A 14,778-nucleotide genomic window follows, 5' to 3' on the forward strand; every position below is an offset into this window, starting at 1 on the left:
AAGAACGAAATGAGAACACCTTGGGTGAACGCCAGCGACCGCCCGGCCTCGCGGCTTGCGGTTGCACGGTGAAAGGCGGCTTTCGCATCCGACCGATTGCGAGGAAGCGTGCCCATGGCGCCAAGCGCTTAGGGCCGATGAGCAGGCGGCTGCGCACGGGTTGACGCTACTCCGGCAGCCGGCCGTCACCGACATAGTTGCGCGTGTAGCGGCCCTTGAGGCTGGTGAGGATTTCGTAGCCGATGGTGCCGGCGGCATCGGCCTGGTCGTCAACGCCAATATGGGCGCCAAGCACTTCGGCGCCTTCCCCGGGCATGGGCAAGTCGGAGCCCAGTTCGGTGACGTCCACCACGGTCAGGTCCATGGAAATCCGGCCGATCACCGGGCACAGCTTGCCGCGGATGAAGACCTTGCCGCCGGGCCGCTGATTGGTGCCCGACAGGGAGCGGAAGAAACCGTCCGCATAGCCATAGCCCAGGATCGCCAGCCGCGAATTGCGGTTGAGCGTATAGGCGGCGCCATAGCCCACGGTTTCGCCGGTGCGGCCCTCGGCCACCTGCAGGATGGGCACATGCAATGTCACCACGGGCTGCATGGGGTTCTTGCGGCCATTGACGGCACGGCCGCCATAGAGCGCGATGCCCGGGCGCACCATCTGGAAATGATAGTCACGTCCCGTCATCAGCCCAGCCGAGTTCGCCAGGGAGGCGGGAATGCCCGGGAACTGCGACATGACCGAGCCGAACAGGGCCAGCTGCGTGCGGTTCTTCTCGTGGTTGGGCGTGTCGGCGCAGGCGAGGTGGCTCATCACCATCTGTGGCGCATAGCCGAGCGCCTCGATCCGCTCGCGGACCAGGCCCGCCTCGTTGAGCCGGAAGCCGATGCGATTGATGCCGGTATCGAAATGGAAGGCCGCCGGGTAGGCCTCGTTGCGTTCGACGCACTTTGCCAGCCACTCCTCCAGCATCGACATGGAGGAGAGCACGGGCATGAGGTTCTGGCGGATGTAGAGATTGGCCGCACCCGGATAGAGCCCGTAGAGGATGAAGACGTGCGCGTCGGGCAGGGCGGCCCGCACCGCCATGCCTTCATCGGGCGTCGCCACGAAGAAGAAGCGCGCGCCGGCCGCGTGCAGCGCCTTCGAAGCCGCATCTATGCCAATGCCATAGGCGTCGGCCTTGACCACCGCAGCCGTCAATGCGCCGGCGCTCACCTTGTCCAGGGCTCGCCAGTTCCGGGCCAGGGCCCCCAGATCGATGCTCAGTTGGCCCCCAAGGCCCGAAGTCAGCGCCATGCCTATTCCATGCGTTCAGGCAGGTAGTCTGCCCGGGCAAGGTTACCAAAGCGGGTAAATTGAGCCTCGAAGCTCAACTGCACCGTGCCGGTGGGACCGTGACGCTGCTTGGCGATGATGACTTCCGCCTTGCCGTGCACCTTCTCCATTTCCCCCTGCCAGGTCAGATGCTCCGGCGTGCCCTCTTTGGGTTCCTTGTTCTTGAGATAGTATTCTTCGCGATAGACGAACAGAACCACGTCCGCGTCCTGCTCGATAGAACCTGATTCGCGCAGGTCGGCCAGTTGCGGATGCTTGTCGTCGCGCGCTTCCACCTGACGGGAGAGCTGGGAAAGCGCGATGATCGGCACTTCCAGTTCCTTGGCCAGCGCCTTGAGCGTGGTGGTGATCTCGGTCAGCTCCTGCACGCGATTCTGGCTCGACGCCTTCGACGAGCCAGAGAGCAACTGCAGATAGTCGACGATGAGGAGGTCGAGCCCCTTTTGTCGCTTCAGGCGCCGGGCGCGGGCGGCAAGCTGGGCCACCGAAATGCCGCCGGTATCGTCGATATAGAGCGGCACCTTGCTCATCATGTTGCTGACATCGACCAGCTTGGCAAACTGGTTGTCGTGGATGCGGCCGCGCCGGATGTCGGAGGAGGAAATCTCCGCCTGCTCCGCCAGAATACGCGTGGCGAGCTGTTCCGAACTCATTTCCAGGCTGAAAAAGCCGACAATGCCGCCATTGACGGTCTTGGAATGGCCGTCGGGAGTGACATCGCCCCGCCAGGCCTTGGCGACATTATAGGCGATGTTGGTGACGAGCGAGGTCTTGCCCATGGCAGGGCGGCCGGCGAGAATGATCAGGTCGGAACGCTGCAACCCGCCCATCTGCCGGTCGAGATCGTGCAGGTCCGTGGCCACGCCCGAAAGCCCGCCATCGCGCTGGAAGGCTTCGCCGGCCATCTGGATAGAGGCATTGAGTGCGGCGCCAAAGGCCTGGAAGCCGCCGTCATAACGGCCCTTTTCCGCCAGTTGGAACAGCTCGCCCTCGACCTTTTCGATCTGCTTGACCGGCGTCATCTCGACATCGCCGTCATAGGCGACCGAGACCATTTCCTCGCCCACCATGATCAGGTTGCGCCGGATAGCGAGGTCATAAATGGCCTGGCCATAATCAGCGGCGTTGAGCACCGTCGTCGCCTCCGCCGCCAGGCGCGAGAGGTACTGCATCATGGTGACATCGGGCAGCAGCTGGTCGGGCAGGTGGGTCTTGAGCGTTGCCGGTTCCGCCGCCTTGCCGGCGCGGATGATCTTGCCGGCCAGCTCATAGATCTCCCTGTGGATGGGCTCGTAGAAGTGCTCCGGCAGCAGGAAATCGGCGACGCGATAGAAGGCGTCATTGTTGATCAGGATGGCGCCCAGCAGCGCCTGCTCCACCTCCACATTGTGCGGGGCGACGCGAAAGGACTTGTCTTCGGCGGGGTGAAGGCGTGCAATCTCGGCCATGACGGTTCCTGTGGGCGTTAACCTTTCTTAACCATGCGACTCGGGCTTGAGTCTTGGGCTAGCTGGAGCAGGGTTAATGTACTGGAAACGTTCCCTGTGAACACCGGGGACATCGTGAATTATGCGCGCCGCCCCTTGCCTGTGGCCGGGCCGCCGATTCGTCCGGCGTGATCCGGAAAAACAAAAGGCCGGGCACTGGGCCCGGCCTTTCGAAGGCAAACCTGAACGAAGATTACTCTTCGAAGCGGTCTTCGGCGGCGGCAGCGGCCTGACCGGCAGCGAAATCGCCATCCTCGTCAGTGTCGAACGTATGAACGGTGACGTCCTCGCCGGCAGCCTGGCGCTCGGCTTCGTCGGCCGAACGGGCAACGTTGACGGTGATCGAGACTTCGACTTCCGGGTGCAGGGCGAGCGACACCGAGTGCACGCCGACCGTCTTGATGGCTTCGGCCAGGTCGACCTGGTTGCGCTGCACGGTGAAACCTTCGACAGCCAGGGCTTCGACGATGTCGCGGGCGGCAACCGAACCATAGAGCTGGCCGGTTTCGCCGGCCTGGCGGATCATGGTCACGGTCGTGCCGTTGAGGCCTTCGGCGATGCCTGCAGCGGCATTGCGGCGCTCTTCGTTGCGCTGCTCAATGTGAGCACGCTCGTTTTCGAACCGCTTGCGGTTGGCTTCCGTGGCGCGCAGGGCCTTGCCCTGGGGCAGCAGGAAGTTGCGGGCAAAGCCGTCCTTGACGTTGACTTCGTCGCCGATGGTGCCGGTGCGGCCAACGCGCTCGAGCAGAATGACTTTCATATTTTTATTCCTTTGGCTGTCCCGCCTCTGGGGCGGTTAGGAGCCGCGAACCATTCGCGACCCCAACGTTTCACCTTGCGGTGAGGTGCCTCAAGAAGCCGTCGGGACGGATGAGATGGCGGTGGCTGCCGAGAACCGGAGCGGAGCGTACATCAGTACGTGAGCACCGGAAGCGCAGGCGGACGCCGCAAGATCGCCGTCCCGGCGAGCTTATTGAACGGCGTAGGGCATCAGGCCGATGAAGCGGGCGCGCTTGATGGCACGGGCCAGCTCACGCTGCTTCTTGGCCGAAACGGCGGTGATGCGGCTCGGCACGATCTTGCCGCGCTCCGACACGTAGCGCGAGAGCAGGCGCACGTCCTTGTAGTCGATCTTGGGCGCGCCCTCGCCCGAGAACGGGCAGGTCTTGCGACGACGCTGGAACGGGCGGCGGGCCTGGGAAGTGGTAAGGTCTTTGATAGCCATTTGGACTCGTTCCTTGTCTTAGAAGCGGCGCGGACGGCGTTCGCCGGAGAAGCCGCCACGATCACCACCGCGGCCGCCTTCGCGGTCGTCACGGTCGCGCTTCTGCATCATTGCCGACGGGCCTTCTTCCAACTCGTCCACGCGCACGGTCATGAAGCGCAGGATGTCTTCATTGATGCGCATCTGGCGCTCCATCTCGGCGACGGCAGCGGCCGGGGCTTCGATGTTGAGCAGGGTGTAGTGCGCCTTGCGGTTCTTGCGGATGCGGTAGGAGAGACCCTTGAGGCCCCAGTATTCGTTCTTGGTCACCTTGCCGCCACCCTGGCCGAGGACTTCGGTCAGTGCTGCGGTGAGTTCTTCGACCTGCTGCTGGGACACGTCCTGGCGAGCGAGGTAGATGTGTTCGTAAAGGGCCATTGATGCGCCTTCCTTTCGAGTTTGTCTCAGCAATGCCTGGCGCGGAGCCCCTTCGAAGCCGGAAAGGCGTCAAAGCAGTCTTGCAAAGAGCGGGAACACGGGAGGCCGGGTCCGGCGGACCCTGTCTTCGCCAAAGCGAAAACCCTCCGTTCAGCCCCCGGCCAAACGAATTGCTGGCGTGCCTATAGGGGAAACAGGGGGAGAAGGCAAGCGCCGTGGCCGCTGCGCCTTGACACCGCCACACACTCCCGGCAAAGCCCGCGGCAACTGGACAGCCCCCGTGCGGGTTGTCACATTGGTTTGCAAAGGGGGGACTCGTCATGTCCAGCACTGCATTCACCTTTCCCGGCCAGGGCAGCCAGGCCGTCGGCATGGGCAAGGATCTCGCCCACGAATATCCCGTGGCCCGCGCCGTCTTCCAGGAAGTCGACGAAGCTCTGGGCGAGCGCCTCTCGGCCACCATGTTCGAAGGTCCCGAGGACATTCTGCGCCTGACCGAGAACGCCCAGCCCGCGCTGATGGCCGTTTCCGTGGCCGTGGTGCGTGTGCTCGAGGCCAAGGGTGTCTCGCTCAAGGACCACGCCAAGTTTGTCGCCGGCCATTCGCTGGGCGAATATTCTGCCCTGTGCGCCGCCGGCACGTTCAGCCTTACCGATGCCGCGCGCCTCCTGCGCACGCGCGGCCAGGCAATGCAGAAAGCCGTGCCGGTCGGCCATGGCGCCATGGCGGCGCTGCTCGGCCTCGATCTCGACACTGCCAGGGCAGTGGCCGCGGAGGCCGGCCAAGGTGAAGTCTGCGATGTTGCCAATGACAACGCGCCCGGCCAGGTCGTGATTTCCGGGGGAACCGCCGCCGTCGAGCGCGCCGTCGAGATCGCCAAGGGCAAGGGCGCCAAGCGCGCCTTGCTGCTGCCGGTCAGCGCGCCGTTCCACTGCTCGCTGATGCAACCGGCCGCCGACGCTATGGCCGCAGCGCTTGCCGAAGTCGACATGAAGGCACCCGTGGTGCCCCTGGTCGCCAATGTGCTGGCCGCACCAATTACCGATCCCGATGAAATCCGCCAGCGGCTGGTCGAACAGGTCACCGGGGTCGTGCGCTGGACCGAAAGCGTCACCTGGCTCACCACCCAGGGTGGCGTCACCAATCTGGTGGAGCTGGGCACGGGCAAGGTGCTCACTGGCCTTGCCAAGCGCATTGCCACCGACGCAACGGCCCAGGCCATCGGCTCGCCGGCCGATATCGAAGCCTTCGTCGCGCAGCTCAACGCCTGAATCAAAGTCTGAAGCGCTTGAATCGCTTTCTCCTCGGAGGAGACCTAAATGTTTGATCTTTCTGGTAAACGCGCCCTCGTCACCGGCGCCAGCGGCGGCATCGGCCGCGAAATCGCCAAGGCGCTGGCCGCTGCAGGCGCGACGGTGGCGCTTTCGGGAACGCGGGTCGGCGCCCTCGAAGACACCGCCAAGGACATCGGCAAGGACTGCCCGATCCTGCCGGCAAATCTGAGCAAGCTCGAAGAGGTCGACAAGCTGGTGCCCAGCGCCGAGGCGGCCATGGGTGGTCTCGATATTCTGGTCAACAATGCCGGCATGACGCGTGACAATCTGTTCATGCGTATGAAGGATGAGGAATGGGACGAGGTGCTGGCCGTCAACCTGACAGCGGCTTTCCATCTCAACCGCGCGGTGCTGCGCGGGATGATGAAGCAGCGCTGGGGCCGCATCATCGGCATCTCCTCGGTGGTCGGCGTCATGGGCAATCCGGGGCAGGGCAATTATGCCGCCTCCAAGGCCGGGCTGATCGGCATGAACAAGGCGCTGGCCTATGAGGTCGCGAGCCGCAACATCACCGTGAACTCCATCGCGCCCGGCTTCATCGCCTCGGCCATGACCGACGAACTCAACGACAAGCAACGTGAGTCGATCCTCTCGACCGTCCCCGCGGGACGGCTCGGCACGGCCCAGGAAGTGGCGGCCTGCGCGGTTTTTCTCGCCAGCGACGGCGCCGCCTATATCACCGGCCATACGCTCAACGTGAACGGCGGCATGGCGATGATCTAGTGCTGGTTTTCAGGGCGAAAGCCTTGGAAACCGGGCCGAACGCGGCTGGCTATGGCGGAAGAAACGTGATACCTCGCGCCCCGGTCTCTTCTGCCGGCCTGCCTTGCGGGCGCCTGGAAGGCCGCTTACATTGCCCCTGTGCAAACCAACACTGCGCTTGATGATTTGGCTTTGCGCCAATAAGAAGCGAATTGAAACGTCGATTTCTAAAAAGGGAAGTCAAATATGAGCGATGTCGCTGATCGGGTCCGCAAGATCGTTGTGGAACACCTCAATGTGGATGCCGAGAAGGTCACCGAGAAGGCCAGCTTCATCGACGATCTGGGTGCTGACTCCCTGGATCAGGTCGAGCTGGTGATGGCTTTCGAGGAAGAATTCTCGGTCGAAATCCCCGATGACGCTGCCGAGTCGATCCAGACCTTCGGTGATGCGGTCGCCTTCCTGACCAAGGCCACCAGCTAAGACTGGGGGCTAGGCCGCTGACCATGGAATTGCGCCGAGTCGTCGTCACCGGACTGGGATTAGTCACGCCGCTTGGTTGCGGTGTTGAGCCGACCTGGGCCAACATCCTTGCCAGCAAGAGTGGCGCCAAGCGTATCGACGATTTCGAGATCGACGATATTGCCTGCCAGATCGCCCATCGTATTCCACTCGGGGACTATGCCGACGGCAAGTACAACCCCGACGAGTGGATGGAGGTCAAGGAGCAGCGCAAGGTCGATGCGTTCATCGTCTATGCCATGGCTGCGGCCACTCAGGCCATCCAGGATGCGGGCGTGGAACCCAAGACCCAGGAAGAGCAGGAACGCACTGGCGTCCTGATCGGCTCGGGAATTGGCGGCATTGGCGGCATCTACGATGCCTCCATTACGCTGCATGAAAAGGGGCCGCGCCGTATCAGCCCCTTCTTCATCCCCGGGCGCCTGATCAACCTGGCCTCGGGCCATGTCTCGATCCGCTTCGGCCTGAAGGGCCCCAACCACTCGGTGGTCACGGCCTGTTCGACCGGGGCCCATGCCATTGGCGACGCCGCGCGTCTCATCGCCCTGGGCGATGCCGACGTGATGGTTGCCGGCGGCACGGAAAGCTGCGTCAACCGCCTCTCGCTGGCCGGCTTCTCGGCCGCCCGCGCGCTCTCGACCGGCTTCAACGACAACCCCACCGCCGCCTCGCGGCCCTATGACAAGGACCGCGATGGTTTCGTCATGGGCGAGGGCGCCGGCATTGTCGTTCTCGAAGACTATGAGCGAGCCAAGGCCCGCGGCGCCAAGATCTATGGCGAAGTGATCGGCTATGGCCTCAGCGGCGACGCCTACCACATTACCGCCCCTTCGCCCGATGGCGATGGCGGTTTCCGCGCCATGAGCGCGGCAGTCAAGCGTGCCGGCATCTCTCCGGCCGATATCGACTACATCAACGCCCATGGCACCTCGACGCCGCTGGGCGACGAGATCGAGCTTGGCGCCGTGACCCGCGTTTTGGGCGATGCCGCACCCAAGGCAGTTATGAGCTCGACCAAGTCGGCTGTCGGCCATTTGCTCGGTGCTGCCGGTTCGGTGGAAGCGATCTTCTGCCTGCTGGCGATGCGCGACGGCGTTGCGCCGCCCACGCTCAACCTCGACAATCCTTCGGTCGAGACCGAGATCAATCTGGTGCCGCACACGCCCATCAAGAAGGAAATCAACGTGGCCCTGTCCAACAGCTTCGGTTTTGGCGGCACCAATGCCACGCTGGTGATGCGCAAGGTCAGCTGAGTTTTTGATGAAAATTGTAGGGGGCACATCGCACGGGATGCGGTGTGCCCCTTGTCTTTGCGCCGCGCCATCGCCAACAATGCCGGTGCCCCGCCACAGTTTGGCGCAAGAACAATGACATGAAGGCCGAAATCGCTTCGCGCGGATAGCCGGAACCTTTGTTCCGCATCGTCGAAGTGACAACAGGCCCAATTCGCGAGTGACAGGGAAGATGAACGACCGCAGGAACCGGCGCCGCCGCCGCTCGGGCAATGGCTTGATCGACGTCCTCAACGGCCTGCTGACCTTGCTGGTCATAGGCCTTGTAGTGGCCGGCGGCGGCTTCTTCTATGTTGCCTCGCAATATTACGGCGATGGCCCGACGCGCGAGGATCGCGTCTTCCGGGTCGAGTCCGGCAATACGCTTTCGACGACCGCAGCACGGCTCGAGGACCAGGGCTTCATCAGCAATGCCTTCATCTTCAGCCAGTTCGGCAGCCGCGTGGAAGACAGCGCCGTCGTCAAGGCCGGCGACTTCAATATCCCTGCCGGCGCCAGCATGTCGGAAATCCTCAAGGAACTGACCACGGGCAATCCGCTGCGCTATGCGGTGACCATTCCCGAGGGCTGGACGGTCTGGCAGGCGATACAGCGCATCAATGCCGATGACCGGCTGACCGGCTCCATCGACCAATTGCCGCCCGAAGGCTCGATCCTGCCCGGCAGCTATGACTACACGCCGGGGGACACGCGCCAATCCGTGCTCGACGACATGCAACTGGCAATGACCCAGGCCCTGGCCGAGGTATGGGAGACCCGCCAAGCCGACCTGCCGCTCGAATCCCCGGCAGAGCTGCTCATCCTGGCCTCGATCGTGGAGAAGGAAACCGGGATTGCCAGCGAGCGGCCGCAGATCGCCGCTGTCTTCGTCAATCGCCTGCGCGAAGGCATGCGCCTGCAGTCCGACCCGACCATCATCTATGGCATCACGCTGGGGCAATCGACGCTGGATCGCGGCATTCGTCGCTCCGAAATCGAGGGCAAGACACCATACAATACCTATCAGATTGATGGGCTGCCGCCGACGCCCATCGCCAATCCGGGCATCGAGGCGCTGCAGGCCGTCGCAAATCCCGACAGCCACGACTATCTCTATTTCGTGGCCAAGGGCGCGACCCCGCGCGAAGGGCATGTCTTTGCCGAGACTTATGCCGAGCACCAGGAGAATGTAGCGCGCTATCGCGAGATCGCAGCCGAGGCTGCTGCCCAGGCCGAAGCCGAGGCGGAGGCCGCGCGCCAGGCGCTGGAGGCCCAGGAGGCCGAGGCCGCCGCCGAAGGCGATACGCAGCAGTGAGTGCAGCGCTTTCCAGCATGACCGGTTTTGCCCGCGCCGAGCGGCAGGCCGGACCCTTGCGGGTGCGCATCGAACTGAAATCCGTCAATGGCCGCGGGCTAGACATGCGGCTGCGCTTGGCGCCGGGGCTGGACGCGGTTGAAATCCCGCTGCGCCAACTGCTCTCGAAGACCCTCAGCCGTGGCTCGATCAACCTCGTGGTGACGCTGGATCGCGGCGCTGGCAGCGGCGCCGTGCGCGTCAACCAGCAAGCGTTGGCGACGGTGATTGCCGCGCTTGAGGACCTGCGTCAGGTCGATGCGGCGCCGCCGCGCCTCGACGGCATATTGGCACTGCCCGGTGTGCTGGAACTCGATGAGGGGGCAGGGGCGACGGACGAGGACGAGCAAGCGGCCTTGATCCTCGACTGCGCTGCCGAGGCCATCGAGCGTCTCAAGGCTGCACGGCTGCAGGAAGGCGCGGAAATCGCCGCGGTCCTGCGCGGGCAGCTCGATTCCATCGCCTTGCTGGTCGACAAGGCCGAGACCCATCCCGCCCGGTCCCGCGCCGCCATCGAGATCCGCCTGCGCGCGCAGCTGGCCGCCCTGCGCGACGACCCCGGCTTGTCACAGGAGCGGCTGGCGCAGGAAGCGCTGCTGCTCGCCACCAAGGCCGATATCCAGGAAGAGCTGGACCGGCTGCGCGCCCATATCGCGGCTGCCCGCACCCTGATCGAGCAGGGCGGACCGGTCGGCCGTCGGCTCGACTTTCTCGCCCAGGAATTCAATCGCGAAGCCAATACGCTCTGCTCCAAGGCAAACGCAGTGGACCTCACCGCCATCGGTCTTGACCTCAAGGCGGTGATCGATCAACTACGCGAGCAGGTTCAGAACGTCGAATAGAGACAGGTCAAATGGAATTTCAGCGCCGCGGCGTCATGCTGGTGATTGCCTCCCCGTCAGGCGCAGGAAAATCCTCGATCTCCCGATCGCTGTTCGGCGCCGATCCCAATATCAAGCTCTCGGTTTCGGTGACCACGCGCGCCCGCCGCACCGACGAGGTGCATGGCAAACACTACTATTTCATCGACGTCGAGACCTTCAAGAAGATGCAGCGCGATGGCGAGCTGCTCGAATCGGCCGAGGTGCACGGCAATTTCTACGGTACCCCGCGTGCCCAGGTGGAAGAACAGCTCGCCCGTGGCGAGGACATCCTGTTCGACATCGACTACCAGGGCACGCTGCAGCTCTACGAGAAGTGCCGGGCCGACATGGTGACCGTGTTCATCCTGCCCCCATCGATCAAGGAGCTGCGGGCGCGCCTCGAACGTCGCGCCCAGGACAGCGTCGGCACCATCGAGAAGCGCCTCAAGAATGCGCGCGTCGAGATGGACCATTATGGCGAATACGACTACGTGATCGTCAACAACGACCTCGAGCACTCTGTGGACCGCGTCCGCACCATCCTTGCCTCGGCCCGCCTCAGGCGCGAGCGACAGGTGAATTTGGCCAGCTTCGTCAAGGACTTGCAGAGCCAGATCGATTCTCTTTGAGCAGTCCCGCAGGGCAAATCTCTCCAGTGGAGAGATTTGATGCGAAAAGGCCATGAGAGCTGCGCTCGAATGGCACGAGTGCTTGGCAAGGATTCTGTTGCGGTGGAAAGCCATTCATGAATCGCGTCGCCCCATGACCACTCCCGCCATCCGTCGCGGCACGCCGGCATTCCTCCGCGCCAACATCGCCTTTTTCCTCTCGGCCTTCTCGGTCTTTGCCTCGCTCTACTCGGTGCAGCCGCTACTGCCCATGTTTGCGCAATATTGGGTGCGCGATGCCGGCACGGCCTCGCTGGCCCTCTCGGCAACCACGGCCACCATGGCCGTCGCGCTAATCCCGGCCAGCATGCTGGCCGATCGGCTGGGGCGGCGCCGGCTGATCGTCGGCGCGCTGATCGTCACCGCGCTGCTGGGCATCCTGCTGCCTTTCACGCAGATCTGGTGGCAATTGATCACATTGCGCACGCTGATGGGTGTGTCGCTGGCCGGTATTCCCGCCGTGGCCATGGTCTACCTCTCAGAGGAGATGGACCCGGATGCGCTGGGCTTTTCCATGGGCCTCTATATCGGCGGCACCGCCATTGGCGGCATGGCAGGCCGCGTCATATCCGGCGTGCTCTCGGACTGGCTGGGCTGGCGCCTCGGCACAGGTATCCTGGCGGGACTGATCCTTCTCGCCGCCCTCGCCGTTGCCATCCTGCTGCCCAAGCCACGGCAGCTCGTGCGCGATCCGATTGGTCTTGCGGAGCTTTGGCGTCGCTGCCGGGCCAGCTTTGACGATGTTGCACTGCCCTGGCTGTTCGCCAGCGCTTTCCTGCTCATGGGCGGCTTCGTCACGCTCTACAATTATGCCGGCTTCCGGCTGGCCTTGCCGCCCTTTGCGCTGAGCCATTCGGCCATTGCCGCGATTTTCCTCGTCTATCTCCTGGGCAGCGCCAGCTCGACCTGGGCGGGCGGGCTGTCGCAGCGACTGGGTCGGCGCAAGGTGTTCTGGGCACTGGTGGCGTTGATGGGGGCCGGCATGGCCGTTACCATGATCGACGATACCCTCGTCATCATCCTCGGTCTCGCCATCTCCACCATGGGCTTCTTTGCCGCCCATGGTATCGCCAGCGCCTGGGTCACACGCCGCGCCCGCACCGGCAAGGCGCAGGCCTCGGCAATTTATCTCGTCGCCTACTATCTCGGCGCATCGATCCTGGGCACGCTCGGCGGTTATGCCTGGACGGCCTGGGGCTGGCCTGGTGTCATGCTGGTCAGCGGCGGCGCGGCGGCGTTGGCTTTGCTGGTGGCTGTGAGGCTGGTATTCGTGGCGCCCTTGCCGGTGCCAGAGAGCCCAGTGAAATCATCGATAGGGGCTTAGCGAGAGGCTACTCCGGCACCTTGGTTCCAAGTTCCCACTCGACCCGCCGGACGGCATTCGTCCAGAAGCGCTCGAACTGCTCGTTGGTTAGCTCGGTAAACGGGATGTCGGGCCCCGGATGTGGGTCGGGATGCTCAGGGACCATACTGCCGCCCAACTCCAGCATATCCCTGCTGCGCGCAATTCCCGTGTGGCCGTCGATCCAAATATCAATCACACGGGTAATTTTGCGATCGATGACTTCATGTATGGATAGGGCCGGATACCTCTCAAGCCAAGGGTCGACCTTGGGACCACGTCTAGTGGTCAGCCGATAGCCATTTATCATCACTGTTCCTCCAAGCGGCTAGCTCGACGGCACGATGGGGACTTACCGCAGCCCCGGCAGTGCCCGCGCCATGGCCAGGAACGCCTCGATCGGCAGTTCCTCGGCCCGTTCGTCGCCCTTAAGCCTGGCCGCCGCAAGCAGTTCCTCCACGGAAACACCCAGCGATTTCAGCGATTGCCGCACCATCTTGCGGCGTTGCCCGAAGGCGGCCTTGGTGACCTGTTCGACCAGTTTCACCGGTAGACCCTCCTCGACAGGCTTGGGCACGATATGCACCACGGCCGAGGTCACGCTGGGCGGCGGCACGAAGGCCTGCCGCGAGACATTGAAGGCGATGCGCGCATCGGTCCGCCAGCCGGCAAGGACGCCGAGGCGGCCATAGTGATTGTCGCCGGGCCTGGCGACGATGCGTTCGGCCACCTCGCGCTGGAACATCAGCGTCAGGCTCTCGAAAAAGGGCGGCCAGGGCTCCATGGTCAGCCAGCCGGTGAGAAGCTGGGTGCCGATATTATAGGGCAGATTGGCCACGATCCGGGTCGGACCGTCGGCCAGCAGGCGATAGTCCATCTCCATCGCGTCGCCGCCGATGACCGTGAGCCGGCCGGGATAGGCGTCGGAGATTTCGGCCAGTGCCGGCAGGGCCCGGGCGTCGCGTTCGATAGCGATGACCTCGCGGGCGCCTTCGGCAAGCAGGGCGCGCGTCAGACCGCCGGGGCCCGGCCCCACCTCGATGACGCGCACGCCCTCGAGCGACCCGCCGACACGGGCGATGCGGGCTGTCAGGTTGAGGTCGAGCAGAAAGTTCTGGCCCAACTCCTTCTTGGCACGCAGCCCATGGACATTGATGACCTCGCGCAGCGGCGGAAGATTGTCGATCTGGCTCATGGCTTTGGCGCCGTCATCTGGTCCGCCATGGCGATGGCCGCGGCGAAGCTGGAAGGGGAGGCCTTGCCGGTGCCGGCAAGGTCGAAGGCGGTGCCGTGATCGGGCGAAGTGCGCACGATAGGCAGGCCCAGGGTGACATTGACCCCGGAATCGAAGGCGACCGTCTTGATCGGGATCAGTGCCTGGTCGTGATACATGGCGAGCACGGCGTCGTATTGCCGCCAGTGCGGCGGATAGAACAGCGTATCGCCGGGCAGGGGACCCACGGCGTCGATCCCCTCGGCCACGGCATCGGCAATGGCCGGGCCAATGATCTCGACATCCTCGCGCCCGATGGTGCCGCCTTCGCCCGCATGCGGATTGAGCCCGGCCACCGCGATACGGGGCGCCGCGATGTGAAATCGCTGCCTGAGGTCATGCGCCATCACGCGCAGCGTATCGAGGATCAGCTTGCGGTTGATCAGCCCGGGCACGTCCTTGATGGGCACGTGAATGGTCAGCGGCACGGCTCGCAGGTCTTCATGGGCCAGCATCATGACCGGCAGGGGGGCTGTCCCGTCATGAGCGCAAAGTGCCGCCAGAAACTCGGTGTGGCCGGGATAGGAGAAACCTGCCTGGTAGAGCACACCTTTGTGGATCGGCGCCGTGACCACGGCGCGGCAGGTGCCATCCTGAACGGCGGTTACTGCTCGCTCGATGCTGTCTATCACCGCCTCTCCGGTGTCGCTGCTTGGCTCACCCGGCGTGTCCTCAATGGGGCCGCTTATCGGAAACACCGGCAGGGCGCGGGCAAAGGCCTTCATACCCTCATAGGGATCGGCCGGAATGACGTCGATATTCAGCCCCAGTCGCTGCGCCCTTGCCCTGAGAAAATCGACATGCCCGAACACCACGAAAGGCGGCAACTGGCGCTCGACGCGCTGCGCATAGAGCGCAAGCAATAGGTCCGGCCCGATGCCGGCCGGCTCTCCCATGGTCACCGCTAGAGGTGCTGGCATTCTGTCCCCCAAAGACAGAGCGGCCGCATGATGCTGCGACCGCTTCTTTCCGCCCGGCTCCGGGCCA

16 protein-coding genes are annotated in these 14,778 nt (G+C 64.0%); 8 read left to right on the plus strand and 8 right to left on the minus strand.

Features of this window, described 5'->3' with window-relative positions; genetic code table 11:
* Nucleotides 1-166 precede the first annotated feature (166 nt).
* From alr to rpsF, 5 genes are all read right to left on the minus strand, one after another.
* On the minus strand, nt 167-1,294 hold the full coding sequence (gene alr, locus K1X15_RS05825; protein ID WP_220306561.1) for an alanine racemase: 1,128 nt from the start codon (nt 1,292-1,294) through the stop codon (nt 167-169).
* Between the two features lie 2 nt (nt 1,295-1,296).
* Nucleotides 1,297-2,781, minus strand: a complete 1,485-nt coding sequence (locus K1X15_RS05830; RefSeq protein ID WP_220306562.1) for a replicative DNA helicase — start codon at nt 2,779-2,781, stop codon at nt 1,297-1,299.
* Between the two features lie 232 nt (nt 2,782-3,013).
* Nucleotides 3,014-3,580, minus strand: coding sequence for a 50S ribosomal protein L9 (rplI, locus tag K1X15_RS05835; RefSeq protein WP_220306563.1), 567 nt, complete (start codon nt 3,578-3,580; stop codon nt 3,014-3,016).
* 210 nt (nt 3,581-3,790) lie between these two features.
* Nucleotides 3,791-4,045 (minus strand): 30S ribosomal protein S18, encoded by a 255-nt coding sequence (gene rpsR / locus K1X15_RS05840; RefSeq protein WP_067450285.1) that lies wholly within the window; start codon nt 4,043-4,045, stop codon nt 3,791-3,793.
* Nucleotides 4,046-4,063: 18 nt separating this feature from the next.
* Nucleotides 4,064-4,462 carry a 30S ribosomal protein S6 gene (rpsF, locus tag K1X15_RS05845; protein ID WP_220306564.1) on the minus strand — a complete coding sequence of 133 codons (399 nt, stop codon included), beginning with the start codon at nt 4,460-4,462 and terminating at the stop codon, nt 4,064-4,066.
* A gap of 320 nt (nt 4,463-4,782) precedes the next feature.
* On the opposite strand from rpsF, the gene fabD reads away from it, so the two are divergent.
* From fabD to K1X15_RS05885, 8 genes are all read left to right on the plus strand, one after another.
* The gene (gene fabD / locus K1X15_RS05850) at nt 4,783-5,733 is read left to right on the plus strand and encodes an ACP S-malonyltransferase (protein ID WP_220306565.1); all 951 of its coding nucleotides are present in this window, start codon (nt 4,783-4,785) and stop codon (nt 5,731-5,733) included.
* A gap of 48 nt (nt 5,734-5,781) precedes the next feature.
* Entirely contained in the window at nt 5,782-6,519 is a 738-nt protein-coding gene (gene fabG, locus K1X15_RS05855; RefSeq protein WP_220306566.1) for a 3-oxoacyl-[acyl-carrier-protein] reductase, read from the plus strand.
* 225 nt (nt 6,520-6,744) lie between these two features.
* Nucleotides 6,745-6,981: an acyl carrier protein gene (locus K1X15_RS05860; protein WP_046103861.1), complete on the plus strand. Its 237-nt coding sequence runs from the start codon at nt 6,745-6,747 to the stop codon at nt 6,979-6,981.
* 29 nt (nt 6,982-7,010) lie between these two features.
* On the plus strand, nt 7,011-8,273 hold the full coding sequence (fabF, locus tag K1X15_RS05865) for a beta-ketoacyl-ACP synthase II (RefSeq protein WP_220307450.1): 1,263 nt from the start codon (nt 7,011-7,013) through the stop codon (nt 8,271-8,273).
* A 211-nt stretch (nt 8,274-8,484) separates the two neighbouring features.
* Nucleotides 8,485-9,606: an endolytic transglycosylase MltG gene (gene mltG, locus K1X15_RS05870; RefSeq protein ID WP_220306567.1), complete on the plus strand. Its 1,122-nt coding sequence runs from the start codon at nt 8,485-8,487 to the stop codon at nt 9,604-9,606.
* Nucleotides 9,603-10,487, plus strand: a complete 885-nt coding sequence (locus K1X15_RS05875) for a YicC/YloC family endoribonuclease (protein ID WP_240549674.1) — start codon at nt 9,603-9,605, stop codon at nt 10,485-10,487. Before mltG ends, K1X15_RS05875 begins: the two co-directional genes overlap by 4 nt.
* A gap of 11 nt (nt 10,488-10,498) precedes the next feature.
* Nucleotides 10,499-11,137, plus strand: coding sequence for a guanylate kinase (gmk, locus tag K1X15_RS05880; protein ID WP_240549675.1), 639 nt, complete (start codon nt 10,499-10,501; stop codon nt 11,135-11,137).
* Nucleotides 11,138-11,270: 133 nt separating this feature from the next.
* The gene (locus tag K1X15_RS05885) at nt 11,271-12,500 is read left to right on the plus strand and encodes an MFS transporter (RefSeq protein ID WP_220306568.1); all 1,230 of its coding nucleotides are present in this window, start codon (nt 11,271-11,273) and stop codon (nt 12,498-12,500) included.
* Nucleotides 12,501-12,507: 7 nt separating this feature from the next.
* Here K1X15_RS05885 and K1X15_RS05890 read toward each other — a convergent pair whose 3' ends face one another.
* The 3 genes from K1X15_RS05890 to pdxA are packed head-to-tail and all read right to left on the minus strand — an operon-like array spanning nt 12,508 to nt 14,711.
* Nucleotides 12,508-12,828: a hypothetical protein gene (locus tag K1X15_RS05890; RefSeq protein WP_220306569.1), complete on the minus strand. Its 321-nt coding sequence runs from the start codon at nt 12,826-12,828 to the stop codon at nt 12,508-12,510.
* A gap of 42 nt (nt 12,829-12,870) precedes the next feature.
* The gene (gene rsmA, locus K1X15_RS05895; RefSeq protein ID WP_220306570.1) at nt 12,871-13,713 is read right to left on the minus strand and encodes a 16S rRNA (adenine(1518)-N(6)/adenine(1519)-N(6))-dimethyltransferase RsmA; all 843 of its coding nucleotides are present in this window, start codon (nt 13,711-13,713) and stop codon (nt 12,871-12,873) included.
* Nucleotides 13,710-14,711 (minus strand): 4-hydroxythreonine-4-phosphate dehydrogenase PdxA, encoded by a 1,002-nt coding sequence (gene pdxA / locus K1X15_RS05900; RefSeq protein ID WP_220306571.1) that lies wholly within the window; start codon nt 14,709-14,711, stop codon nt 13,710-13,712. Before pdxA ends, rsmA begins: the two co-directional genes overlap by 4 nt.
* Between the last annotated feature and the right edge of the window lie 67 nt (nt 14,712-14,778).

Origin of the sequence: Devosia salina, from assembly GCF_019504385.1 — a bacterium.
Classification (GTDB): domain Bacteria; phylum Pseudomonadota; class Alphaproteobacteria; order Rhizobiales; family Devosiaceae; genus Devosia; species Devosia salina.